This window comes from Rathayibacter sp. VKM Ac-2928 (assembly GCF_022815545.1).
Classification (GTDB): Bacteria; Actinomycetota; Actinomycetes; order Actinomycetales; family Microbacteriaceae; genus Rathayibacter; species Rathayibacter festucae.
This window is the reverse complement of sequence record NZ_JALGRU010000001.1, coordinates 720,762-743,697: the sequence shown is the minus strand read 5'-3', so window position 1 is coordinate 743,697 and position 22,936 is coordinate 720,762. Positions and strand designations below refer to the sequence as shown.

Below are 22,936 nucleotides of genomic sequence, written 5' to 3'. Positions count from 1 at the left end.
GGTGAGGGCCGGGTCAGACTACCCGCGCCCGACCCCCGCGCCGCGGAGCGCCTCCGGCGGGTGCTCCCCGGCGCGGCGGAGGCCGGTGGGTAGTATGTAGCCCGCTGTCACCGACCCCGACGAAACGGACCACCACGTGCCCCGCGCTTTGATCACCGGAATCACCGGCCAGGACGGCCTCTACCTCGCCGAGCTGCTGCTCGAGAAGGGCTACGAGGTCTTCGGGCTCGTCCGTGGGCAGAACAACCCCAAGTACGAGCTCGTCCGCCGCACCGTCCCCGAGGTGACGCTGCTCACCGGTGACCTGACCGACGTGTCGAGCCTCGTGCGCGTGCTCGCCGCCTCGCAGCCCGACGAGGTCTACAACCTCGGCGCGATCTCGTTCGTCGCCTACTCGTGGGAGAACGCGTCGCTCACGACCGACGTGACCGGCAAGGGCGTGCTCAACATCCTCGAGGCCGTGCGCCTCTACGCCGGCGACGACATGTCGCGCGTGAAGTTCTACCAGGCGTCCTCGTCCGAGATGTTCGGCAAGGTCCAGCAGGTCCCCCAGAGCGAGGAGACCCTCCTCTGGCCGCGCTCGCCCTACGGCGTCGCCAAGGTCTTCGGTCACTACATGACCATCAACTACCGCGAGTCCTACGGCATGCACGCCTCGTCGGGCATCCTCTTCAACCACGAGTCGCCCCGCCGCGGCCCGGAGTTCGTCACCCGCAAGATCAGCCTCGCGGTGGCCCGCATCAAGCTCGGCCTCCAGGAGACGCTGGAGCTCGGCAACCTCGACGCCAAGCGCGACTGGGGCTTCGCCGGCGACTACGTCGACGCGATGTGGCGGATGCTGCAGCAGCCCGAGGGCGACGACTACGTGGTCGCCACCGGCGAGACCCACGAGATCCGCGAGTACCTCGACATCGCCTTCAACCACGTCGGCATCGAGGACTGGACCCCCTACGTCACGCAGAACCCCGCGTTCATGCGCCCGGCCGAGGTCGACCTGCTCATCGGCGACCCGGCGAAGGCGCGCGACGTGCTCGACTGGCAGCCGAAGGTCTCCTTCCCGGAGCTCGTCTCGATGATGGTCGAGAACGACCTCGCCGAGCAGTCCGCGCTGATCAAGTAGCCGCCGTGCCCGCAGCGTTCGTCACCGGGGCGAGCGGACAGGACGGGGGCTACCTCGTCGAGCGTCTGCTCGCCGACGGCTGGGAGGTCTCCGCGCTCGTGCGCGACGAGGACGCCTCCCTGCCCGCGTCCGTCCGCCCCTTCCAGGGCGACCTCCGCGACGCCGCCGGCCTCGGCCGCGTGATCGCCGAGGCGCGGCCCGACACGGTCTTCCACCTCGCCGGGATCTCCTCGGTGGCGCAGTCCTGGCAGGAGCCGGTGCTGACCGCCGAGGTGACCGGCACGGCCGTCGCCGCGCTGCTCGAGGCCGCGCTGGCCCTGCAGGAGTCGGCGGGCCGCGAAGTGCGCTTCGTGCAGGCCTCCTCCTCGGAGATCTTCGGCGCGGCGACCGAGAACCCGCAGACCGAGTCGACGCCGATCCGCCCCGTCTCGCCCTACGGCGCGGCGAAGGCCTTCGCGCACCACCTCGTCGGGGTCTACCGCGGCCGCGGCCTGCACGCGTCCTCCGCGATCCTCTACAACCACGAGTCGCCCCGCCGCCCCGAGAGCTTCGTCACCCGGAAGATCACGGCCGGCGTCGCCGCGATCGCCGCGGGCACCGAGTCCGAGCTCTCGCTCGGCAACCTCGACGCCCGCCGCGACTGGGGGTGGGCGCCCGACTACGTGGACGCTCTCGTCCGCGCCTCGCGCGCCGGGTCGGCCGGCGACTACGTCGTCGCGACCGGTGTCGCGCACTCCGTCCGCGAGTTCGTCGGCGCGGCCTTCGCCGCCGCCGGCATCGACGCCTGGGAGGACCGGATCCGGATCGATCCGCGCTTCGCCCGCCCGGTCGACGCCCCGGAGATGCGCGGCGACGCGTCGAAGGCCCGGGCCGAGCTCGGCTGGGCCCCGACGGTCGCCTTCGAGGAGATCGTCGCCCGCATGGTCGAGCACGACCTCGAGCTCGCCCGCGCCGCGGGCTGAGCACCCGCCGCCGTCCAGCGCCCGTCGCCGTGCGGCGGCGCAGGCGTTACGTACAATGATCTGGCTGCCGCCCCGGCAGTGCTAGGGCTGGGAGTCCGATGAGCAGCAGGAAAACGACGATCACGCGCGCGGCCGACCGCGTCGACGCGATCGCACAGGAGCCGTTCCATCAGAGCGGGACCCAGCCGGGTCAGCGCTCGGGCGGCTTCGTCTCGTCGCTGATCGACATCTTCCGGCACCGCGAGCTGCTCAAGCTGCTCGTCAACCGCGAGCTGAAGGCGCGCTACAAGGACTCGAGCCTCGGCTTCGTCTGGACGCTCATCCGCCCGCTCGTGATGCTGATGATCTACTACGTGGCGATCGGCCAGTTCCTCGGCGCCGCCCGCGGCATCCCGGTCTTCGCGATCTTCGTCTTCTGCGGCCTGACGCTGTGGAACCTGTTCAGCGAGATCGTCGCCACCGGCACGACCTCGATCCTCGCGAACGCGGGACTGATCAAGAAGGTCTACCTGCCGCGCGAGATCTTCCCGGTCGCCACCATCGGCGCCGCGCTGTTCAACTTCGCCGTGCAGTTCCTGGTGCTGATCGTGGGCGCGATCGCGCTCGGGGCGCTCAACGTCAGCTGGCAGCTGCTCTTCATCATCCCGGCGCTCGCGGTCACCCTGGTCTACGGCCTGGCCCTCGCGCTCGCGCTCTCGGCGCTCAACGTCTACCTCCGCGACATCCAGTTCCTCGTCGAGGTCGGCCTGCTGATCTTCTTCTGGCTCTCGCCGATCACCTACGCGTGGTCCTTCGTCGTCCAGACCGTGCCGGGCTGGCTCGAGCAGATCTACCTGCTCAACCCGATGACCAACGCGATGCTCGCCTTCCAGCGGGCGATCTGGGGTCCCGGCTCGCGGGAGACCCAGGTCGAGCAGGCCGACGGCAGCTTCAACACCGTCGCCGGTCAGCCGTGGCCGGCCGACATGGCCCTCCACCTCTTCATCGTCTTCCTGGTCGGGGTCGTGCTCGTGTGGCTCGCCCACCGCGTCTTCCGCCGCCTCGAGGGCAACTTCGCACAGGAGATCTGATCCCATGACGCTCGAGTCCGAGGTCGCCCTTCCCGAGTCGACCGAGATGCCGACCATCATCCGCGTCCAGAACGCCTCCAAGCGCTTCGTGATCCGCAAGGACAAGAGCGTCAAGGAGCGCATCGTCAACTTCGGCCGCGGCAAGCAGCACCGCGACGACTTCTGGGCGCTGCGCGACATCGACCTCGAGATCCCGCTCGGCTCCACGGTCGGCCTGATCGGCGCGAACGGCTCCGGCAAGAGCACGCTGCTCAAGCTCATCGGCGGCATCATCCAGCCCACCACCGGGACCGTCGAGCGCCGCGGGCGCCTCGCGGCACTGCTCGAGCTCGGCGCGGGCTTCCACCCCGACCTCACCGGCCGCGAGAACGTCTTCCTCAACGGCGCGATCCTCGGGCTCTCCCGCCGCGAGCTCGAGGAGAAGTTCGACTCGATCGTCGAGTTCTCCGAGATCGTCGACTTCATCGACACGCAGGTGAAGTTCTACTCCTCCGGCATGTACGTGCGGCTCGCCTTCGCGATCGCCATCCACACCGACCCCGACCTCCTGCTGGTCGACGAGGTCCTCGCGGTCGGCGACGAGCCGTTCCAGCGCAAGTGCATGGACCGCATCCGCGCCTTCCAGCGCGCGGGCAAGACCATCGTGCTGGTCACCCACTCGCTCGAGCAGGTCGGCGAGCTCTGCGACCGCACCGTCGTCCTGCAGCACGGCAACGTCATCTACGACGGTGAGACCGCCCGCGGCCTCGAGGTCCTGCGCAACGGCTTCGAGAACTCCCGCCAGGAGCGCGTCGAGCGCGAGACCGCCGAGGCGATCGTCGAGGCGGAGGAGGCCGGCGAGGAGCCCGAGCCGCTGCCCGCCGCCGAGATCGTCAGCGTCGAGCTCGAGGGCGGCACGGTCGAGGAGGGCAACCGCACCCTGCGCCCCGGCGACGACCTGACGGTGTCGGTGACCCTGCGCCCGCTCAGCGGTGCCCCGGTCGAGAACTGGTTCGTCGGCATGGGCGTGGACACCCCGCTCGGCCAGGTGGTCTTCGGCACCAACACCATGCGCCTCGGCTTCGAGCACCCGCCGCTCACGGAGCAGACGACCATCACGTTCTCCCTCCCGGACATCCGCTTCGGCGGCGGCACCTACGCCGTGCACGCGTCGGCCTCCACGCTCGGCAACGGCGAGTTCGTCCGCGTGCCGGTCGGCGCCCGCTTCACCGTCGAGCGCAGCGACAAGCGCGTCGGCCTCGTGAGCGTGGCCGCCTCGGCCACCGTCGACGGCGTCACCCGGGCGTGACCGCACGCCCGGTGCGGCTGCTCGTCGACGCGAGCCCCCTCGCGGCCGAGCGGCTCACCGGGGTCGGGCACGTGCTGCTGGAGACGCTGCGCGCCCTCGGCGAGGAGCGCTTCCGCCGCGAGGTCGAGGTGGTCCTCTTCGCCCCCGCGTCCGAGACCGCCGCGATCACCCGGCACGGGCTCGGCTTCCGCGTGCGCGGCATCCCGCTCCCCCGGCGCCTGGTCGGCCTGCTGACCCGGACGCCGGTGCCGATCGACCCGCTGGTCGGCCGCGGGGTCTACTTCTTCCCCAACTACCGCAACTGGGCGCTCAGCCGCCGCTCGCGAGCGATCACCTTCGTGCACGACGCCTGCTTCGCCGTCGCGCCCGAGCTCGTCCCGGCGGCCCGCCGCGCCCTCCTGCAGGCCCGGATGCCCGGCTGGCTGGCCCGCTCCGACCTGGTCGCCACCGGCACCGCGTCCGCGGCCGGCGAGATCGAGCGGCACCTCGGCGTCGCGGGCGAGCGGCTGCGGATCCTGCCGACGACGGTCGACGCGGCGGACTTCCGTCCCCGACAGGCCGACGAGGTCGCCGCCGTCACCGCGCGCGTCGGCGTCGAGCGCTACCTGCTCTACGTGGGCGCCGTCGAGCCGCGGAAGAACGTCGCGGCGCTCGTCCGCGCCTTCGCGGCCGCCGACCGCCCGGCCGGCTGCACCCTGCTGATCGTCGGCGCGACTGCCTGGGACGACGAGGACGTCCGCGAGGCCGTCGCCCGGGCCGCCGACGCGGGCGCCGACGTCCGGCTCTCGCCGGTCTTCGTCGAGGACGCGGAGATGCCCGCCCTGATGACCGGTGCCGACGCGCTCGCGCTCGTCTCGCTGCACGAGGGCTTCGGCCTGCCCGCCCTGGAGGCGGTCGCCACCGGCACGCCCGTCATCGTCTCCGACATCCCGGGGATCCACGACGCGCTCCGCGGGCACGAGGCGGCGGCGACGTTCGTCCCGGTCGGCGACGAGGACGCGCTGCGGAGCGCGATCGAGACCGCTCTCGCACGCCCCCGGCGGGTCGAGCCCGGCCGGATCGCCCCGTGGAACGAGGCCGCCGAGGCGCTCGTGCGGGCCGCGCGGGAGCTCGCGGGCCGCTGAGCCCGCGGACGGCAAGCGCCCGCGAGCCCGCGCTCAGAGCGTCGAGACGCCCGCCGGTGCGACGGCCGTGACGTAGGTCCAGACCTCGTCGGCGTACTCGGTCCAGGTGCGGTTGACCCGGGCGCGCGCCTCGGCGGTGAGCCGGGCGTGCACCTCGTCGTCGGTCAGCAGCGTCACGAGCGCGTCGCGGATCGAGTGGTCGTCGCGCGGATCGACGAGCAGCGCGCCGCCCTGCTCCGCGATGTCCCTCATGCTGCCGAAGCCCGAGGTGATCACCGGCGTGCCGACCGCGAGCGACTCGGCCACGGGCAGCCCGAAGCCCTCGTTCAGCGAGGGGAAGATCGTGCAGGTCGCGCTGCGGTAGGCACTCCAGAGCAGCTCGTCGGTGATCGCCGAGAAGGAGTCGACGTGACGGCCCTCGTCCTGGAGCGCGTGCATCCGCCCCTGGAACTCCTCGCTGCTCCAGGCGTTGCCGCCGATGAAGGCCAGCGTGAACTCGACGCCGGAGCGCCAGGCCAGCTCGGCCGCGTGCAGCACCGCGAGGTGGTTCTTGCGCGGCTCGTGGCTGCCGATGCAGACCACCAGCGGCTCGTCGCCCACGGCGCCGAGGGTCAGCCGGGTCGCGGCCTCGTCGAAGTCGTCGTCGCCGCCGGCGGAGGCGGGCAGCGGGATCGCGTCGATCTCCGGCCCCTTCTCGCCCTCGAGCATGCCGCGCCAGCCGCGGTACTCGGTCTCGGAGGCACGGGAGACCGTGGTCACCCGGTCCATGTGCGAGACGGCGACGAGCGTCCGCGGGAACTGGCCGCTGATCCCGCCGTGCGCGGTCTCCGCGGTCGTCAGCGGCACGCAGTCGTGGCCGATCATCGTCGTCGCGTTGCCGCTGAACTCGGTGAAGGCGGCGAGGCGTCCGCTGCGCTCGTCCTCGATCGCGAGCTCGGGGAGCACGTAGAGCGACTCCCACGGGACGACCACGGGCGCGTGCGCGTCGAGCTTGGCGTCCGGCGCGGAGCCGTAGAGCGCGTTCGTCCGCAGCTCGTTGCCGACCTCGCGGAAGCCCGTCATCGCGTCGTCCCAGACGATGAGGCCGATGTCGTGCCGGCTGTTCCACTCGACGATCGTGGTGCGGACGACCCGCTGGATCCCGGTCGCGAGGCCCGTGCGCGCGGTGTGGTGCACGTCGACCAGGACGGCGTGCCGGGCGATCACGACGGTGCTCGGCGCGCGGACGGCGTCGAGCACGCGGGAGGCCGGGGTCGGCCGGAGCAGCCCGGTCAGCAGTGCGGCGACGCCGTCGAGACGGGCGCTGCGGCGCGACTCGACGACCTGCTCGCGCACGGGCAGCTCGGCGTTCACCACCGCGAGCATGAGCCAGGTCTGCTCGAAGCTCGGCTCGCCGACCGCGTCGGCGACCTGCTGGACGAGCGCCGGCACCTCGCGCGAGGGCGCGATGGTGGGCTCGAGGGTCTCGAGCAGCAGCGTCAGGCGCTCGAGGGCGGTGGACTCACGCATCGTTCTCCTCCTGCTCGCTCGAGGCGGAGGGCACGAGGGCCGCCCACAGCTCGGCGGAGTAGTCGTTCCAGGTCCGCTTCGGGCGCGCGTGCGCCTCGGCGGTGAGCTCGGCGACCCGCTCGTCGGAGTCGAGCAGCTCGCGCATCGCGGCGGTGAGCTGGTCGTCGTCGTACGGGTCGACCGTGATGCAGCCGCCGTCGGCCGCGATCTCGGCGAGCGAGCCGCGGTCCGAGGTGATCGCGGGGATGCCGAGCGCGAGCGCCTCGGCGACCGGGAGCCCGTAGCCCTCGTGGGTGGAGGGGAAGACGAAGAAGCGCGCGTTGCGATAGGACGAGAGCAGCACGTCGTCGCCGGCCCCGCGGACGACCTCCACGGTGCGACCGCGGCGCTGGGCCTCGCGGATCCGGACGTCGAAGACCTGCGTGGCCCACGGGTTGCCGCCGCCGATGAAGCGCAGGCGGAACCGCTTGCCCTCGCGCCAGAGCACCTCTGCGGCGAACAGGATCGCGAGGTGGTTCTTCCGCGGCTCGTGGCTGCCGACCGAGAGCACGAGCGGGAGGTCGTCCTCCTCCTCGAGGTGCTCGCCGTCCAGCGGCGGCGCCTCGACCGGGAGGGAGACCGTGGAGAGCTCGGGGCCCTCGAGGCCCTGCGCGGGGAGCGCGGCGTTGAAGCCCGCGAACTCCTGGGTCGCGGCCTCGCTGATGCCGGCCACCCGGCTGGAGTGCTTGACGACGGTGAGGTAGTTGACGAAGCGCAGGCTCTCCTGCGGCGGAACGGTGTCGGCGCTCACGACCGGGATCGCGTCGTAGCCGATCAGGCTCACCGTGTTGCCGGAGAACTCCGCGAGCGCGGCGAGCGGGGCGCAGATCCCGATGACCGGAACCTCGGGCAGGACGAGGGTGGAGCGGAACGGCACGATGAAGTCGACGCGCTCGGGGCGACCCGGATCCCACTCCCGGGCACTGCTCGTCTCGAAGTCGATGACGCGCTCGAGCTCGCCCTCGCCGAGGCGGCGCAGGGCCATCGAGCCGTGCTCCCAGGCGGTGAGGATCGGGTCGTGGTCGCGGTGCCAGCGCTTCATCGTCTGGCGGACGACGCGCTGGATGCCGGTGGCGTGGGAGTTGCGCGCGCAGAAGTCGACGTCCACGACGACGGCGCCGGTGACGACGGAGAGCGTGGTCGAGAGGTCGTGGTAGCCGGTCGAGGCGCGCGTGCCGGCGACGAGGAAGACCCGCATCGCCTCGTGCGGCTTCGCGAGCTGCAGCGAGCGCTTGAACCAGCTGAACAGGTGCGGCACCGGGTAGACGCCGAGGAACGCGGTGAGCGACAGCCAGGTCAGGTCGTCGGCGTCGCGCCGCTGGACGGTGCGCGCGATCTCGTCGAGGAACGGGCCGGGACCGCGGAGCGCGAGGTCCGCGGCCTGCTCGGGGTCGTCGAGGACGAAGGGGGCGATCTGCTCGAGTCGCTGCACCACGAAGGCGCGGCGGGCGTCACGGCCCGCGAGGTCGGCGGCGTTCACCGGCTGCGACCGCCGAAGCGGCGCTGCGCGTAGCGGATCGAGTGCTGCACCGCTCCCGGGAGACCGAGCTGGCCCACCCGGATCTGGAAGGTGCGCGCCGCGCGGAGCGGGCGGGTGACCCGCCACGAGAGCGTGCTCTCGAAGTCGGCGACGTAGTGGGCGCCACCGCCGAAGTGCATGTTCGCGGCCCACTCGTCGAGCGGATCGTTCAGCAGCTCGTCGAGGCGGGCGCGGAGCTCCTCGACGGTCTCCGGCGTCCGCGACTCGGACGTCGGAGCGTCCGGAGTCGTGGCGGTCGGGGCCGCGGTCATCGGAACCGAGGCGTCCGGAGCCGTGGCGTCCGGGCCGTCTCCGGCGGGCGTGAGGGCAGTCGTCTCTTCAGGCACCCCGCCATTGTAGGCGGGCACGTCAGCGGAGCTTGATCGACGCGGTGTCGTTCGCCGCCGCGGCGTCGTCCTCGAACAGCGCCGCCGCCGCCATCTGCGCCTCGCGCTTCTCGACGACGCCGCCGGAGCGGTGGTGGCCGAAGACCCAGAAGCGGTAGAGCACGAACCGGAAGGCGGTCGCGAGCAGGAGGCCGATCACGTTCGCGGAGATGTTGTCGGCGACGAGGTTGTCGAAGCCGAGCACGTAGTGCGAGATGTAGAGCGGCAGCAGGTTCACCAGCATGCCGGCGACCGCGACGACGCTGAACTCGGCGAGCTCGAGCAGGTAGTTGGCGCGGCGGTGCTCGCGGAAGGTCCAGTAGCGGTTGCCGAACCAGGTCACGACCGTCGCTGCGGCCACCGCGACGACCTTCGCACCGATGGGCCCGGAGAGGAGGTGCTCGCCGCCGATCCCGCCGACTCGCAGCAGGTTGAAGACGGTGACGTCGACGACGAGGCCGAGGATCCCGACGACGCCGAACTTCAGCACGTACGAGATCAGGCCGCTGTACAGCGCCTTCGCGAGCGCGACGGGACCCCTCCTGGCCATCGGCTCAGATCCCCGCGGTCTGCGGCGGACGGGTGCGCGAGCCCTCGCGGACGCGGATCTTGAGGAGGATCCAGAGCGCCTCGAAGCCGTCCTTGACGGTGATCTTCTTGCCCTCCTCGCGGGTGCGGGCCTTGTAGCTGATCCCGACCTCGTAGGGGCGGTAGCCGCGGGCGAGCAGCTTCGCGGTGACCTCAGCCTCCATGCCGAAGCCCTTCTCCTTGATCTCCAGCGAGCGGTACAGGCTCAGGGGCATCAGCTTGAAGCAGGTCTCGACGTCGGAGACGTAGGCGTTGAAGAGCACGTTCGTGATCAGGTTCACGCCCTTGTTGCCGATGACGTACCAGTAGGAGAACGAGGTGTGGCTGCCGAAGGTACGGCTGCCGTAGACCAGCTGCGCCTCGCCGTCGAGGACGGGCTGCAGGAGCGAGGGGATCTCGCTGGGCCGGTACTCCTCGTCGGCGTCGCAGATGATGACGTAGTCGCCGGTCGCCTCCTGCACGGCCCGGCTGATCGCCGCGCCCTTGCCCTGGTTCATCGGCTGGTGGAAGACGCGGATGCGGGGATCGTCGAGCGCGTCGAGGATCTGCTTCGTGCGGTCGCGGCTGCCGTCGTTCACGATGACGAACTCGATCTCGACGCCGTCCTGGAACCGGATCGCGAGGACGCGGTCGACGGCCTTCTGGAGGGTCGCCTGCTCGTTGTAGACGGGCATGAGGATGGAAAGCTTCACGTCGGGATTCTCTCTCGTACGGCGCCGGGCGGGCTGCGGCGCGCGGTGGGGTCAGGGCGCGAGGGGTTCGGGGCGCGAGGGGTTCGGGGCGCGAGGGGTTCGGGGCGCGGTGGAGGGCGGGGCGCGGCGGCCTACGGCGCGGTGACGACGGTGGCCTGGAACCAGGCGATGGTCCGCGCCAGTCCGTCCTCGAGCGGGATCGTCGGCTGCCAGCCGAGGATCTCGCGCGCCTTCGTGATGTCGGGCTTCCGGCGCTCCGGGTCGTCGATCGGGCGGGGCTCGTAGTGGATCTCCGAGTCGCTGCCGACGAGCGCGACGATGCGGCGGGCGATCTCGCCCAGCTCCAGCTCGTCGACGCTGCCCAGGTTGATCGGACCCGCGTCCTTCGAGTCGGCCATCCGCAGGATCCCGTCGACGAGGTCGTCGACGAAGAGCAGCGAGCGGGTCTGGGTGCCGTCGCCGTGCATCGGGATCGAGGTGCCGGCCAGCGCCGCCTTCACGAACGCCGGGACGGCGCGGCCGTCGTCGATGTCCATGTTCGGGCCGTAGGTGTTGAAGATGCGCACCACGCCGGTGTCGACGTCGAAGTACCGGCGGTAGGCGAAGGTGATCGCCTCGGCGTAGCGCTTGGCCTCGTCGTAGACGCTGCGGGGCCCGTTCGGGTTGACGTTGCCCCAGTACTCCTCGTGCTGCGGGTGCACGTGCGGGTCGCCGTAGACCTCGGAGGTGGAGGAGACGACGAAGCGGGCGCCGTCGCGCTTGGCGACCTCGAGCAGCGCCTCGGTCACCGTCGAGCCGGCGTGCAGCGTCTCGATCGGGTGCGCCAGATATCGCGGCGGCGACGCCGGCGAGGCGAAGTGCAGCACGACGTCGAACGGACCGGGCACCGCGAGCGCGTTCGCCGCGTCGTCCTGGACGAAGCTGAAGCACGGGTGGGCCAGCAGCGGACCGATGTTGCGGGTGGAGCCGGTGATCAGGTCGTCGATCACCACGACCTCGTCCCCCCGGCGGAGGATCTCAGCGGCGAGGTTCGAGCCGAGGAAGCCCGCCCCGCCGGCCAGGAGGAAGCGACGCGATGCGGTCACGGCTGCCTTTCGATGGAGGGGAGGAGGGGTCGCCCGTCGGACGGGCAATCGGAGAGATTAGCACGGGGCACGTCCAGGGCCCGGAGGCGGGCGCCGGTCGACGGTGCCGGTCACCCGCATGCACTAGATTCTCTGCGGCTGCGATCCGTCGGCCCGGGCGCCCAGGGAGCTGACGATGACGACCGAGGACGCGCCGGCTCCCGGTCTCGGCACACGCACGCTGCGCCGGCTCGGCGCCCACTCCGCGGGTCTCGTGTTCTGGATCCTCGCGGCCGTCGGCCTGGCTCTGCGGGTCCTCTTCATCGTCAGTCCCGCGCACACCTTCGACGCCGATCACGCGGTCGTCTACCTGATGGCCAAGCACGTCGCGGACGGCGAGCTCCCCGCCTTCTTCTGGGGCCAGTCCTACGGCGGCACGCTGCTGCAGACCACGGCCGGGCTGGCGATGCTCGTCTTCGGCGCGCACATCGAGGTGCTCGCGATCGTCTCCTCGCTGTGGTTCCTGGGGGCGGCCGTCCTGCTGCGCGTGATCGCTCGGCGCCTCGCCGGTCCGGTGGCGGGCGCGACAGCCGGCCTGCTGTTCTGGTTCCCCGGCGTCGTCCTGCTCCAGGTGTCGACCAGGGACCCGGGCTTCTACGGGCCGAGCATCGTGGTCGCGCTCGGCGTGATCGCGGTCGCCACCGCGTCGCTGCGGCGACCGCTGCTCTCCTGGATCGCCGCGGGCGCGCTCAGCGGTCTCGCGCTCTGGACCTCGCCGATGAGCGTCGCGCTGGCGGCCCCGGCCGTCCTCGCGCTGGTGATCCGCGACATCCGGCGCCCGCTGCACTGGCTGCTGGGCATCGGCACGGCGGTCGTCGCCGGCTCGCCGTGGCTCCTCGAGGCGCTGCGCAGCTCGAGCGCGACCGCGCCGCTCGGCGCCGGCACCAGCGACTGGGAGCCGACGATCGACAGCGTCACCGCGCTCTTCCACGACATGCTCCCCGTCGCGTTCACCGTCGCCCCGGGCGAGCCGGCCGACTCGATCGTCGGCTGGACCGCAGTCGTCCTGCTGGCCGGGCTGGTCCTCGTCGGCGCGGTCCGGCGGCGTCTCGCCCCCGTGCTGGTCGGCACCGGCACGCTGCTGCTCTGCGCCGTGCTGATCCTCGGCGCCGGGCTCGACCTCGACTACGACTCGGTGCGCTACAGCGTCTTCCTGATGCCCGCGTTCGCCCTGGCGGGCGCGTGGCTGCTCGCGCGCTGGCGACCGGTCGCCCTGGTCGCGGTGCTCGTCGCGGCGGCGCTGACCGTCTCGGGAGTGTGGGACCGCTCGGAGGGGTTCCGGAGCGACACCTCGAACCGCTTCGACGGCGGCTACCGCGCGGTGGTCGAGATGCTCGAGCGCCGCGGCGCCGAGCACGTCTGGGGCGACTACTGGCTCAGCTACGCGATGACCGCGTCCACGAACGAGGAGGTCACGGTCGCCGCCCTCGTCACCCGCCGCTACCCCGGCTACGACGCCCTGGCGCAGGCCGACGGCCCGCCGGTGATCGTCGTCACGACCGGCGACTACAACGACCAGGAGCTGCGGACCTCCACCCTGCTGCCCCCGCACGAGCGGATCGTCCGCGGCGGCTACACCGTCTACTTCTACGACGAGCCGTTCGCCGTCACCTCGCAGCCCTGGGGCCTGTACTGACGCGACCGGTCATGCCGGTCGAGGCTCGCAGGGCCTTCATGCTGGTCGAGTAGCCGCGCAGCGGTGTATCGAGACCCACCCACCGGACGACGGTGGATCTCGATACGCCCGCTCCGCGGGCTACTCGATCAGCATGGAGCGCGCCCGCTCCCCGAAAGCAGCGCAGCCCCGCAGGGCCCCCTTCATGCTGGTCGAGTAGCCGCGAAGCGGCGTATCGAGACCCGGCCCGTCAGCCCTCGACGGGGAAGACCAGCCAGCGTCCGGACGAGGACTGCGCGATCGGGGTGAGCGAGCCGCTCGCCGCGAGCACGTCGCCGTACCAGGCGCCCTCGCGGCCGACGTAGGCCGCCGTGTCGACGTACACGGCGCACGCGCCGCTCGCCTCGACCGCGGCGGCGAAGTCCTCGGGCGTGCTCGCCCCGCCGAAGACGTCGAACCCGGTGGTGCCGCGGACCGCGCCGTAGCTCCACTCCAGGTTCGCGCCCTCCGTGTAGAGGTAGGGCAGCGCCTCGTCGTAGTCGGCCATCCGGCCGACCGACCCGCTGTCGGGGAAGCTCTTGATCGGCAGCTGCACGACGCCGCAGCCGTCCGGCAGCGCCGCATCGGCCTGCGCGACGAAGTCGGTCATCTCGGCGTCCTCGGTCGGCGCGATCGGCACCATCCGGGCGACCCCGGCGAGCTGGTCGAGCACGCCGACGACCACGACGAGCGCGACCACCGCGATCCGGATCCAGCGCCGGCCGATCCGCGCGAGTCCGATCGCCACGACGCCGAGCGCCAGCAGCGCCAGCACGATCGAGAGCCGCGACCAGGCCCGGATGGTCGACCCCGCGATCAGCGCGACCGCCATCCCGAAGCCGGTCACCACGTAGAACAGCAGCGTCCAGAGCGCCGCCACGGCGAGCACCCGCACGTGCTCGTCCGAGACGAAGCGGCCGAAGGCGGTGACCCGGAGCGCTCGCCCGCCGACCAGCCCGAGCAGCGGCAGGCTGACCAGCATCAGGCACAGCCCCGCGATCGCGATCAGCGGCAGCCCGGGCGGCTCGGTGTTGACCGCGACCGCCGTGGTCACCTGGTAGATGTTCGTCAGCGCGCCGATCTTGGGCACCTCGGTGCCCTGCCACGGCAGGAAGAGCGAGAGGATCTTGCCGGCGAAGTCCTCCGACTCCCCCACCCCGCGGCTCTCGAAGTACGGCGCGTAGCGCTCCCCCCAGTCGCCGCCCAGCAGCACCAGCTCGACCGCCACCAGGACGCCGAGCACGCCCAGCGGCAGGACGCGCGCCAGCACCGCGCGCAGCGGCACCCGGGTCGCGAGCCCGGCCAGTGCGCCGAGCAGCCAGACGCCGCCGAGCACCAGCACGCTGAAGACGTAGTAGTAGCCGCCCGTCGTCGCGATGAGCAGCGGCAGCACCACCACCGGGACGGCGCCGCGCAGCAGCCGCGCTCGGCGCGTCGCCCCGCGCAGCCGCCAGGCCCGGAACGGATCGGTGCGCTCCCCCGCCACCACCAGGATCAGGACGCCCAGCAGCGGGATCGCCCAGTAGTTGGCGAGGAAGGCGTGCCCCGCCCCGATCCGCTGGAAGTGGTACGGCGCGAGGCTGAAGACGACGGCGACGAGCGCGCTCGACCAGGCCGGCACACGGAGGCAGCGGAAGAAGGCGTAGCCGGTCAGCGCGACGAAGGCGAAGGTGAGCAGGTAGAAGACGTTCAGCAGCAGGAAGCCGTCGTGGATCACCAGCGCGAGGGCCGAGGCGGTCAGCGCGGACGCGACGTCGAACTGCGCCGTGTAGAACGAGTTGTAGCCCGAGGGGAAGGCGAGCGCGCCGTTCTCGGCGAATGGGAAGGCCTGGGTGGCGCTGCGGAACAGCAGGTAGTGCAGGATCTGGTCGTCGCCGCCCGCCCGCCAGCGCTCGGCGAGCGAGCCCGGGGTCGCGCCGAGGGCGATCATCGCCGCCAGCACGCTCACCAGCGCGGCGGCGGCGGCCCAGCCGAGCTCGCGCCCGATCCGCCGCAGGCGGGGGCGGGGGGCGGCCCACGTCTCAGAAGCCACGCTCGGCGCTCGCCTTCTCGATGCTGGCGCCGACGATCGCGTTCAGCGCGGTCTCCCCGGGGGTGCCCGCGTAGTCGTAGACGTCGAACGTCGGGCAGGCGGTGATGGCAGCGGGCTCGCCCAGGTGGCCGAGCGCGAGCTCCGCCCAGTCCGGCTCCCGGTCGGCGAGGACGTAGCTGAAGTCCTTGCCGCGGTAGGACGCGGCGTTGTTCATCCAGAGCTGCGCCGTGAAGTCGAAGTTCACCTGCTGCACGTCGACCGACGCGTCCCCGTAGAGCTCCAGCGGACGCGTGCTCCAGAACGAGCCGACGCCCGAGAGCTCGCGGCCGTCGAGCCACTGCTCGAGGCAGGCGCGCTCCGGCGTGCTGCCGGCCTGCTCCGCCGCCGCCCGGACCGCGGGCCCGGCGACGACGCCCGCTGCGACGACCACGAGCGCCACGGCACCGGCGAGCGCCGCGCGCACGCCGGTGGAGAAGCTGCGCGGCCGGAGCAGCGGGACGCGCGCGGCGAGACGGCGCGGGATCCAGTCCTGGGAGGCGGGCAGCAGCATCAGCGCGGGGAAGACCGCGAGCGGCAGCAGATAGCGGCTGACCAGGCTGCCGGTGACGATCTGCCCGAGGACGAGGGAGGCGGAGGCGACGAGCACGAAGGTCGCCAGGACCACGCTCGAGTCCGCGACCGCCCACGGCGTCTCGGGCCGCACCTGGGTCGCGACGGCGAGGACCAGGGTGACCAGCGCGGCCAGCAGCAGCACGCCGACGATCAGGATCTCGAGCTTCCCGGTGGGAGCCGACCCCACGTCGCGCAGCTGCAGGAGGAACCCGTCGACCGCGGCACCCGCGCGCTCGAGGTGCACGTAGGTCCCGGCGTCGACGGCGACGAACCGGGCGACCGCGTCCCGGGCCGCGTAGCCGATCCCCGCGCCCGCGACCAGCGCGGCGGAGATCAGCAGCGCGCGCCGCCACGACATCCGCCGGAGCACGAGCACCGCCAGCAGCGAGACGACGGCCGGCGCGGTGAACTGGAGGGCGAAGAGCGGATTGGAGAGCGTCGTCGCCGCGGACACCAGGACCGCCCCGACGAGCGCCCACGCCGTGCGGACCCGCGACGGCGGCCGCGCGGGATCGAAGCCGCCGCTCGCCTCGGCCATCAGGGCGAGGGCGAGCACGGCGGCCAGCGCCACCCCGGAGTAGTAGGTGGTCAGCAGGATCCCGCTCGCGAAGGCGCCCGAGTTGATCAGCCCCCGGCCCTCGGTGGCGGCGAGCACGACGACGGTCCCGGTCGCCAGCGCGGCGGCGCTCACCCGCCACGGCCGGGTGCGCCCGGCCAGCACCCGCGCGGCCAGCCAGCGCACGCAGCCGTAGAGCGCGGCGGCGTTGACGAAGGCGTTCACCACGAGCGCGCCGACGACCGATCCGCCGGAGAGCGCGAGGCTCACCAGGTAGAGCGGGAGCTCCGGGAACAGCAGGAGCTGACTCGTCATCACCCACTGGAACGGCTCGCCCTCGGCGACCGAGCGCACCAGGAGCGGGAGCGCCAGCGAGTCGCCGTCCGACAGCAGGTACTCCCACCACGGAGTCGACGACAGGCGGCCGAGCACGAGCAGCGTCGCCGCGAGGACGAGGAGCAGGCCGGCCGCCTCGAGGACGACGGCCCAGCGACGGGAGGGAGCGGTGGCGACCGCCGTCATCGCGACCCGTCGCGTCCGAGGCGGATGCGCAGGACGAGCAGGAGGCTGCGGAGCAGGGTGTTGCCGGGGATCTTCGAGGTCCCCTCCGTGCGATCGAGGAAGACGATGGGGATCTCGCGCACCCGCCGCGCGGCGGTGAGAGCGCGGTGCTTGAGCGCGATCTGGAAGCCGTAGCCGGTGGCGTCGACGGTCTCGAAGTGGATCCGCTCGAGCAGCTCGCGGCTGAAGAGGTTGAAGCCGCCGGTCCAGTCGGTGAGGCGGGAGCCCAGGATCGCGCGGGCGTAGATGTTGCCGCCGCGGCTGAGGATCTTGCGGTCGAGCGTCCAGTCCGGGGTGCCGCCGCCGGGGATGTAGCGGGACGCGACGACGAGGTCGGCGCCCGCGCGCACCTCGCGGAGGAAGTCGGCGAGGTACTTCGGGTCGTGCGAGAGGTCGGCGTCCATCTGCAGGATGCAGTCCGGGGCGTCGTCGGCCTCGAGGATCCGCTCGAACGCCCAGAGGTAGGCCGCGCCGAGCCCCTCCTTGGTCGCGCGCTCGAGCACCTGCACCGAGTACGACGGGGTCTCGAGCTCGGCCGCCAGGGCACGCGCCTTCTCCGCCGTCCCGTCCGGCGAGGAGTCGTCGACGACGACCGAGCGGACGACGACGTCGGTCTCGCGGGCCACAGCGGCGGCGACCCGGCGCAGCAGCTCGGCGATGTTGTCCGCTTCGTTGTACGTGGGGGTGACGATGGTGAGCGAGAGCATCTGGTTCCGATTCGGGCGGGGACGTGGACGGTCCGCCGGGGCGGAGGCGGTGGAACAGTATCAGCGTGCACCATGCCGTCCTGTGTGAGAGGAAGCAGGACGTCGCGTCGCGGTTCTCAGGTTCAGTTCCCCCTACGGAGGGTTCCAGTACAGATCGGCCGCGTACTCTCGCCCTCATCGCTCCCGCCCGGGTCGCGAGGACCCCGAGGAGCACCGTGTCGCGTCAGTCGAGTCCGTCTGCGGGGAGAGCGGCGCGCCTGCTGGAATCGCAGAAGGTGCGATTCCTCGTCGCCGGCTCGCTCAACACCGCCCTCGACTTCCTCATCCTCAACGCGCTCGCGCTGCTCGTCGGCCTGCCGACCCTGGTCGCGAACGTCGCCTCGGTGACCGTCGGCATCTCGATCTCGTACTTCCTCAACCACTTCTTCGTCTTCCGGCACCCCGACCGGCCGACCGTGCGCACCTTCGCCCAGTTCTTCCTGGTCACCGGCTTCAGCTCGCTCGTGCTCCAGTCGCTGATCATCTACGGCTTCGAGGTCTTCTTCGACACCCGGTTCGGCACCTCGCTCCTCTTCCTTCCCAGCGCGGGCGAGAAGGCCTTCCTCGCGATCAACGTCGCGAAGGCCGTCGCCGTGATGGTCGGCCTGGTCTGGAACTTCTGCCTCTACAAGTTCGTCGTGTTCCGCGCGCCGTCCGCGGCCGTCGCCCCCGAGCTGGGCGAGGTCGTCGACGAGGTGGAGTCCGCCGCGCGCTGAGCGCCGGAGGCCCGCTCGGGGCCCGTGCTAGCCTCGTCGAGTTCTTCCGACGGTGCCCCCGCCCGTCGACGCCGCTCCCCCGGAGGCTCTCATCGCCCGCTCGACGTTGCCCATCGCGGTCGTCGTCGTCACCCACTTCTCGGGTGAGGTCCTCCGCGCCTGCCTGGAGTCGATCCCGGAGGCGACCGCACACGACGTGCGCGTCGTCGTCGTCGACAACGCGACCACCGACGACTCCGTCCGCCGCGTCGTCGAGCGCCGCCCCGAGGTGCTCTTCCACGAGACCGGCGAGAACCTCGGCTACGGCAGGGCGATCAACTACGCGGTCGACCGGCTCGGCCCGGAGATCGAGTGGATCCTGGTCACGAACCCGGACACGGTCTTCCTCCCCGGCTCGATCGACGCCCTCTACGCGGCGGCGACCGCCGACCCCGGGATCGGCTCGATCGGCCCGCGCATCCTGGACTCTGACGGCACGATCTACCCCTCGGCCCGCGCACTGCCCTCGCTCGGCACGGGCGTCGGCCATGCGCTGCTCGCGCACGTCTGGCCGGGCAACCCCTGGTCGCGCCGGTACCGCCGCTCGCGCGCGGTCGAGACGATGCAGCACGGCAGCATGACGGCCGGCTGGCTGTCGGGCGCCTGCGTGATGGTGCGGCGCACCGCGTTCGAGCAGATCGGCGGCTTCGACGAGCGCTACTTCATGTACTTCGAGGACGTGCAGCTCGGCGACTCGCTCGGGCAGCGCGGCTGGTCGAACGTCTACCTCGCCGACGCGGTCGTGTCGCATCTGGGCGGGCACTCGACGCGACTGGCCTCGGCGCGGATGCTCGCGGTGCACCACCGCAGCGCCTACCTCTACCTCGCGCAGAAGTACGACGCCTGGTACCAGGCGCCCGTCCGCCTGGCGGTCCGCCTCGGCCTCGGCGTGCGCGTCGCGCTGATGCGCCTGCGGCCCAGCCGCTGACGGCGGGATCTCGATACGCCCGCTCCGCGGGCTACTCGATCAGCAAGAAGCACATGCTGGTCGAGCAGCCGCGCAGCGGCGCATCGAGACCCGCCGCGTCAGCGACCGAGCTCGAGCAGGCGCTGCAGGTACGCGCCGTAGCCGCTCTTCACCAGCGGGGCGGCGAGGTCGGCCAGCGCCGCGTCGTCGATCCAGCCGTGACGCCAGGCGATCTCCTCGATGCAGCCGATCTTGAAGCCCTGGCGCTGCTCGATCACCCGGACGAACTCCGTGGCCTCGATCATCGAGTCGAACGTCCCGGTGTCGAGCCAGGCGGTGCCGCGGTCCAGCACCTGCACGTTCAGGGTGCCGGCCTCGAGGTAGCGCTCGTTGACCGTCGAGATCTCGAGCTCGCCGCGGGCGGAGGGCTCGATCGTCTTGGCGATGCCGACGACGGAGTTGTCGTAGAAGTACAGACCCGGCACGGCGTAGTTGCTCTTGGGCTTCGCCGGCTTTTCCTCGATGGAGAGCGCGTGGAACGCGTCGTCGAACTCGACGACGCCGTAGGCCCGCGGATCCGCCACCTGATAGGCGAAGATCACCGCGCCCTCGATGTCGGTGTTCGCCGCGAGTGCCGTGCCGAGCGCCGTGCCGTGGAAGATGTTGTCGCCGAGCACCAGCGCGACGGAGTCGTCGCCGATGAAGTCCTCGCCGATCAGGAACGCCTGCGCGAGCCCGTCGGGCGACTCCTGCACCGCGTAGGAGAGGGTCATGCCCAGGCTCGAGCCGTCGCCGAGCAGCGCGCGGAACTGGTCGTTGTACTCCGGGGTGGTGATGATCAGGACCTCGTCGATCCCGGCCATCATCAGCGTCGACAGCGGGTAGTAGACCATCGGCTTGTCGTAGATCGGCATCAGCTGCTTCGAGATGCCCTTGGTGATCGGCCAGAGCCGCGAGCCGGAGCCGCCGGCGAGGATGATGCCCTTCACGACTGCGCTCCGTCCAGCTGGGCGTAGAGCGCCTTCGCCTCGGCCCAGGTCGGCAGGATGCCCTGCGCCTCCGCCTCGGCCAGAGTCGGCGCGTCGGTGTCCTTCGGCGAGAGCAGCGGCTCGCCCGCCTCCTCGGGGAAGCGCAGGGCGATCCGCTCGTCGAGCGGGTCGATGCCCTTCTCGCGGACCGGGTCGTAGGTCGAGGAGACGAGGTAGGAGACGACCGCACCCTCCGTCAGCGCGACGAACGCGTGGGCGAGGCCCTCGCCGAGATAGACCGAGCGGCGGTCGACGTCGTCGAGCAGGACCGAGTCCCACTGCCCGAAGGTCGGCGAGCCGACGCGCACGTCGATGATGTAGTCGAGCACCGCCCCGGAGAAGCAGGAGACGTACTTGGCCTGCGACGGCGGGATCTGCGCGAAGTGGATGCCGCGGACGGTGCCGCGCTTGGAGACCGAGGTGTTGCCCTGCTGCAGCGACAGCGGGTGCCCGACCTTCTCCGCGAGGCGGTCGAAGCGGTAGAACTCGTAGAACACCCCCCGGTCGTCGGGGAACTGCCGCGGTGTGACCTCGTAGGCGTCGGGGATCTCGAGCTCTCTGATCTGCACGGTCACGAGTGTACTGAGCGCTCGGCGGCCCGCCGACGCCCCGGTCGGCCGTCGTCGCCGGTGCGCCGGGGGTCCGCACGTCGGAGGCCTCCGGCATGATGAGCGGGTGACCTTCCTCCTCACGGGCGCCTCCGGCATGCTCGGCACCGACCTCCGCTCCTCCCTCGGCGATCGCGCCGTCACGGCGCTCGGCCGCGCCGACCTCGACGTGACCGACCTCGACGCGGTCCGCGCCGCGGTCGCCGGCCACGACGCGGTGCTGAACTGCGCGGCGTACACGCGGGTCGACGACGCGGAGAGCGACGAGGAGGAGGCCCGCCGCGTCAACGCCCTCGGCGCGCAGAACCTCGCGATCGCCACCGCCGAGATCGGCGCCGCGATCGTCCAGGTCTCGACCGACTACGTCTTCGACGGCTCGGCCACCAGCCCCTACGCCGAGTCCCACCCCCGCGGCCCGATCTCGGCGTACGGCCGCACGAAGGCCGAGGGTGAGGAGCTCGTGCTCGCCGCGAACCCCGAACGGGGCTACGTCGTCCGGACGGCCTGGCTCTACGGCGCGCACGGCGGCAACTTCGCCAAGACGATGGTCCGCCTCGCCGGCGCGCACCCCACCCTCACCGTCGTCGACGACCAGCGCGGTCAGCCCACCTGGACCGGGGATCTCGCCGACCGCCTGATCGCCCTCGTCGACGCCGCGGCTCCGGCCGGGATCTACCACGGCACCAACGCCGGCGAGACGACCTGGTTCGGCTTCGCGCGCGCCGTGTTCGAGAAGGCCGGGCTCGACCCGGAGCGGATCCGGCCGACCGACAGCGGCAGCTTCGTCCGCCCGGCCCCGCGGCCCGCCTACTCCGTCCTCGGCCACGACGCCTGGGCCGACGCCGGCCTCGAGCCGATGCGCTCCTGGCAGGACGCGCTGGCCGCCGCTCCGCTCGAGGCGGTCACGCCGTGACGACCACGCTGCGGGTGGTCGTCGACCAGATGCTCGCCCGCGTCCCCGGCGGCATCGGCCGCTACACCGAAGAGCTCACCCGCGAGCTGATCCGCACCGCCCCGCGCGACTGCGAGGTCGAGGCGGTCTTCTCCGCGCATCCGCCGGAGAAGGAGGAGGAGCTGCGGCTGCGCCTGCCCGGCCTCGCCCGACTGCACCGCCTGCACCTGGGCCGCCGCGAGCTGTCCCGCGCCTGGCAGTACGGCATCGGCATCCCCTCGGGCGGCGGCATGATGCACGCTCCGAGCCTGTTCGCCCCGCTGCGCAGCCACGAGGGCCGCGAGGGCGAGCAGATCGCCGTCACGATCCACGACACGGTGCCGTGGACGCACCCCGAGACGCTCACCCCCCACGGCGCCAAGTGGCACCGCGCGATGGCGAAGCGCGCGCAGAAGTTCGCCGATGCCGTCGTCGTCCCGACGCACGCGGTCGCTCAGCAGCTCTCCCAGGTCCTCGACTTCGGCGACCGGATCCGCGTGATCGGCGGGGCCGTCGGCTCCGGGCTCGTCCTTCCTGACGACGCCGACGAGCGCGCGGAGGCCCTCGGGCTGCCGGCCGAGTACGTCCTCAGCGTCGGCACGCTCGAGCCGCGCAAGGGCCTGGTCTCGCTGATCGCGGCGTTCGGCGAGGCGTCGGCCCCGGAGCTCCCGCTCCTGATCGTCGGACCGACCGGCTGGGGCGAGCTCGACATCGCCTCCGTCGCGGACGAGCAGGGCCTCGGCGAGGAGAGGGTGCGGGCGCTCGGCGTCCTCAGCGACACCGACCTCGCGCTCGTGCTCAGCCGGGCCACCCTGTTCGTCTACCCGAGCATCGCCGAGGGATTCGGCTTGCCGGTGCTCGAGGCCATGCACTTCGGCGTGCCGGTCGTGCACTCGGACGACCCGGCGCTGCTCGAGGTCGCGGCCGACGCGGGTGTCGCCGTCGAGCGCGCCGACGCCAAGCACTACCCGGAGCGGCTCGCGCTCGCGATGAGCAGCGTGCTCTCCGACACCGGCCTCCGCGAGCGCCTCTCGGTCGCCGGCCGCGACCGCTCCCGCGCCTTCAGCTGGCGCGACTCCGCCGAGCGCGTCTGGGCCCTGCACGCCGACCTCTGAGACGCGGGGT

Annotated in this window: 21 protein-coding genes; 10 read left to right on the top strand and 11 right to left on the bottom strand. The window is 72.0% G+C overall.

Annotation, left to right across the window (positions count from 1 at the left end):
- The first annotated feature begins 136 nt into the window (after positions 1-136).
- The 5 genes from MT350_RS03570 to MT350_RS20360 all read left to right on the top strand — a co-directional run bounded on the left by MT350_RS03570 (position 137) and on the right by MT350_RS20360 (position 5,564).
- Positions 137-1,120, top strand: coding sequence for a GDP-mannose 4,6-dehydratase (locus MT350_RS03570; protein ID WP_123444375.1), 984 nt, complete (start codon positions 137-139; stop codon positions 1,118-1,120).
- 5 nt (positions 1,121-1,125) lie between these two features.
- Positions 1,126-2,082 (top strand): GDP-mannose 4,6-dehydratase, encoded by a 957-nt coding sequence (locus MT350_RS03565; RefSeq protein ID WP_243615401.1) that lies wholly within the window; start codon positions 1,126-1,128, stop codon positions 2,080-2,082.
- 98 nt (positions 2,083-2,180) lie between these two features.
- Entirely contained in the window at positions 2,181-3,152 is a 972-nt protein-coding gene (locus MT350_RS03560; RefSeq protein ID WP_123735234.1) for an ABC transporter permease, read from the top strand.
- Positions 3,153-3,156: 4 nt separating this feature from the next.
- Entirely contained in the window at positions 3,157-4,440 is a 1,284-nt protein-coding gene (locus tag MT350_RS03555) for an ABC transporter ATP-binding protein (RefSeq protein ID WP_243598852.1), read from the top strand.
- Positions 4,437-5,564, top strand: a complete 1,128-nt coding sequence (locus MT350_RS20360) for a glycosyltransferase family 1 protein (RefSeq protein ID WP_243615400.1) — start codon at positions 4,437-4,439, stop codon at positions 5,562-5,564. The genes MT350_RS03555 and MT350_RS20360 overlap by 4 nt, the downstream gene beginning before the upstream one ends.
- Before the next feature lie 33 nt (positions 5,565-5,597).
- Here the strand turns inward: MT350_RS20360 and MT350_RS03545 are convergent, their stop codons facing one another.
- The 6 genes from MT350_RS03545 to MT350_RS03520 form a co-directional block, all read right to left on the bottom strand.
- Positions 5,598-7,073, bottom strand: a complete 1,476-nt coding sequence (locus MT350_RS03545; RefSeq protein ID WP_243615399.1) for a glycosyltransferase family 1 protein — start codon at positions 7,071-7,073, stop codon at positions 5,598-5,600.
- On the bottom strand, positions 7,066-8,592 hold the full coding sequence (locus MT350_RS03540) for a glycosyltransferase family 1 protein (RefSeq protein ID WP_243615398.1): 1,527 nt from the start codon (positions 8,590-8,592) through the stop codon (positions 7,066-7,068). Before MT350_RS03540 ends, MT350_RS03545 begins: the two co-directional genes overlap by 8 nt.
- Positions 8,589-8,978, bottom strand: a complete 390-nt coding sequence (locus MT350_RS03535; RefSeq protein ID WP_132435855.1) for a hypothetical protein — start codon at positions 8,976-8,978, stop codon at positions 8,589-8,591. Before MT350_RS03535 ends, MT350_RS03540 begins: the two co-directional genes overlap by 4 nt.
- Positions 8,979-9,000: 22 nt before the next feature.
- Positions 9,001-9,567 carry a GtrA family protein gene (locus tag MT350_RS03530; RefSeq protein ID WP_123735229.1) on the bottom strand — a complete coding sequence of 189 codons (567 nt, stop codon included), beginning with the start codon at positions 9,565-9,567 and terminating at the stop codon, positions 9,001-9,003.
- Positions 9,568-9,571: 4 nt separating this feature from the next.
- Positions 9,572-10,297, bottom strand: a complete 726-nt coding sequence (locus MT350_RS03525) for a glycosyltransferase family 2 protein (protein WP_243615397.1) — start codon at positions 10,295-10,297, stop codon at positions 9,572-9,574.
- Positions 10,298-10,428: 131 nt separating this feature from the next.
- Positions 10,429-11,382 (bottom strand): NAD-dependent epimerase/dehydratase family protein, encoded by a 954-nt coding sequence (locus tag MT350_RS03520; protein WP_243615396.1) that lies wholly within the window; start codon positions 11,380-11,382, stop codon positions 10,429-10,431.
- Positions 11,383-11,557: 175 nt separating this feature from the next.
- Here MT350_RS03520 and MT350_RS03515 point away from each other — a divergent pair, with 175 nt between their 5' ends.
- On the top strand, positions 11,558-13,057 hold the full coding sequence (locus MT350_RS03515; protein ID WP_243615395.1) for a glycosyltransferase family 39 protein: 1,500 nt from the start codon (positions 11,558-11,560) through the stop codon (positions 13,055-13,057).
- 229 nt (positions 13,058-13,286) lie between these two features.
- On the opposite strand, the gene MT350_RS03510 is transcribed toward MT350_RS03515, so the two are convergent.
- From MT350_RS03510 to MT350_RS03500, 3 genes are read right to left on the bottom strand one after another with little or no spacing between them, the layout of a single operon-like run.
- The gene (locus MT350_RS03510) at positions 13,287-15,107 is read right to left on the bottom strand and encodes a hypothetical protein (protein WP_243615394.1); all 1,821 of its coding nucleotides are present in this window, start codon (positions 15,105-15,107) and stop codon (positions 13,287-13,289) included.
- Positions 15,097-16,797, bottom strand: a complete 1,701-nt coding sequence (locus MT350_RS03505; RefSeq protein ID WP_243615393.1) for a hypothetical protein — start codon at positions 16,795-16,797, stop codon at positions 15,097-15,099. The genes MT350_RS03510 and MT350_RS03505 overlap by 11 nt, the downstream gene beginning before the upstream one ends.
- Complete coding sequence (locus MT350_RS03500) at positions 16,794-17,543, bottom strand: polyprenol monophosphomannose synthase (protein ID WP_123735223.1); 750 nt, start codon at positions 17,541-17,543, stop codon at positions 16,794-16,796. Before MT350_RS03500 ends, MT350_RS03505 begins: the two co-directional genes overlap by 4 nt.
- A gap of 275 nt (positions 17,544-17,818) precedes the next feature.
- Here MT350_RS03500 and MT350_RS03495 point away from each other — a divergent pair, with 275 nt between their 5' ends.
- On the top strand, positions 17,819-18,298 hold the full coding sequence (locus MT350_RS03495; RefSeq protein ID WP_243582402.1) for a GtrA family protein: 480 nt from the start codon (positions 17,819-17,821) through the stop codon (positions 18,296-18,298).
- 52 nt (positions 18,299-18,350) lie between these two features.
- Positions 18,351-19,265, top strand: a complete 915-nt coding sequence (locus tag MT350_RS03490) for a glycosyltransferase family 2 protein (RefSeq protein ID WP_243615392.1) — start codon at positions 18,351-18,353, stop codon at positions 19,263-19,265.
- Between the two features lie 98 nt (positions 19,266-19,363).
- Here the strand turns inward: MT350_RS03490 and rfbA are convergent, their stop codons facing one another.
- Positions 19,364-20,233, bottom strand: a complete 870-nt coding sequence (gene rfbA, locus MT350_RS03485; protein WP_132435862.1) for a glucose-1-phosphate thymidylyltransferase RfbA — start codon at positions 20,231-20,233, stop codon at positions 19,364-19,366.
- Positions 20,230-20,841 carry a dTDP-4-dehydrorhamnose 3,5-epimerase family protein gene (locus tag MT350_RS03480; RefSeq protein ID WP_243598841.1) on the bottom strand — a complete coding sequence of 204 codons (612 nt, stop codon included), beginning with the start codon at positions 20,839-20,841 and terminating at the stop codon, positions 20,230-20,232. Before MT350_RS03480 ends, rfbA begins: the two co-directional genes overlap by 4 nt.
- Before the next feature lie 106 nt (positions 20,842-20,947).
- Between MT350_RS03480 and rfbD the strand changes: the two genes are divergently transcribed.
- A complete protein-coding gene (rfbD, locus tag MT350_RS03475) occupies positions 20,948-21,793 on the top strand; it encodes a dTDP-4-dehydrorhamnose reductase (RefSeq protein WP_308197305.1) in 846 nt (281 codons plus the stop codon).
- Positions 21,790-22,926: a glycosyltransferase family 1 protein gene (locus tag MT350_RS03470; RefSeq protein ID WP_243598840.1), complete on the top strand. Its 1,137-nt coding sequence runs from the start codon at positions 21,790-21,792 to the stop codon at positions 22,924-22,926. Before rfbD ends, MT350_RS03470 begins: the two co-directional genes overlap by 4 nt.
- Positions 22,927-22,936: the final 10 nt, after the last annotated feature.

Bases quoted from the DNA above. Each gene is read 5' to 3' on its own strand.
- MT350_RS03560 (WP_123735234.1), top strand. From the start codon at position 2,181: ATGAGCAGCAGGAAAACGACGATCACGCGCGCGGCCGACCGCGTCGAC.
- MT350_RS03555 (WP_243598852.1), top strand. From the start codon at position 3,157: ATGACGCTCGAGTCCGAGGTCGCCCTTCCCGAGTCGACCGAGATGCCG.
- MT350_RS03545 (WP_243615399.1), bottom strand. From the start codon at position 7,073: ATGCGTGAGTCCACCGCCCTCGAGCGCCTGACGCTGCTGCTCGAGACC.
- MT350_RS03530 (WP_123735229.1), bottom strand. From the start codon at position 9,567: ATGGCCAGGAGGGGTCCCGTCGCGCTCGCGAAGGCGCTGTACAGCGGC.
- MT350_RS03515 (WP_243615395.1), top strand. From the start codon at position 11,558: ATGACGACCGAGGACGCGCCGGCTCCCGGTCTCGGCACACGCACGCTG.
- MT350_RS03505 (WP_243615393.1), bottom strand. From the start codon at position 16,797: ATGACGGCGGTCGCCACCGCTCCCTCCCGTCGCTGGGCCGTCGTCCTC.
- MT350_RS03500 (WP_123735223.1), bottom strand. From the start codon at position 17,543: ATGCTCTCGCTCACCATCGTCACCCCCACGTACAACGAAGCGGACAAC.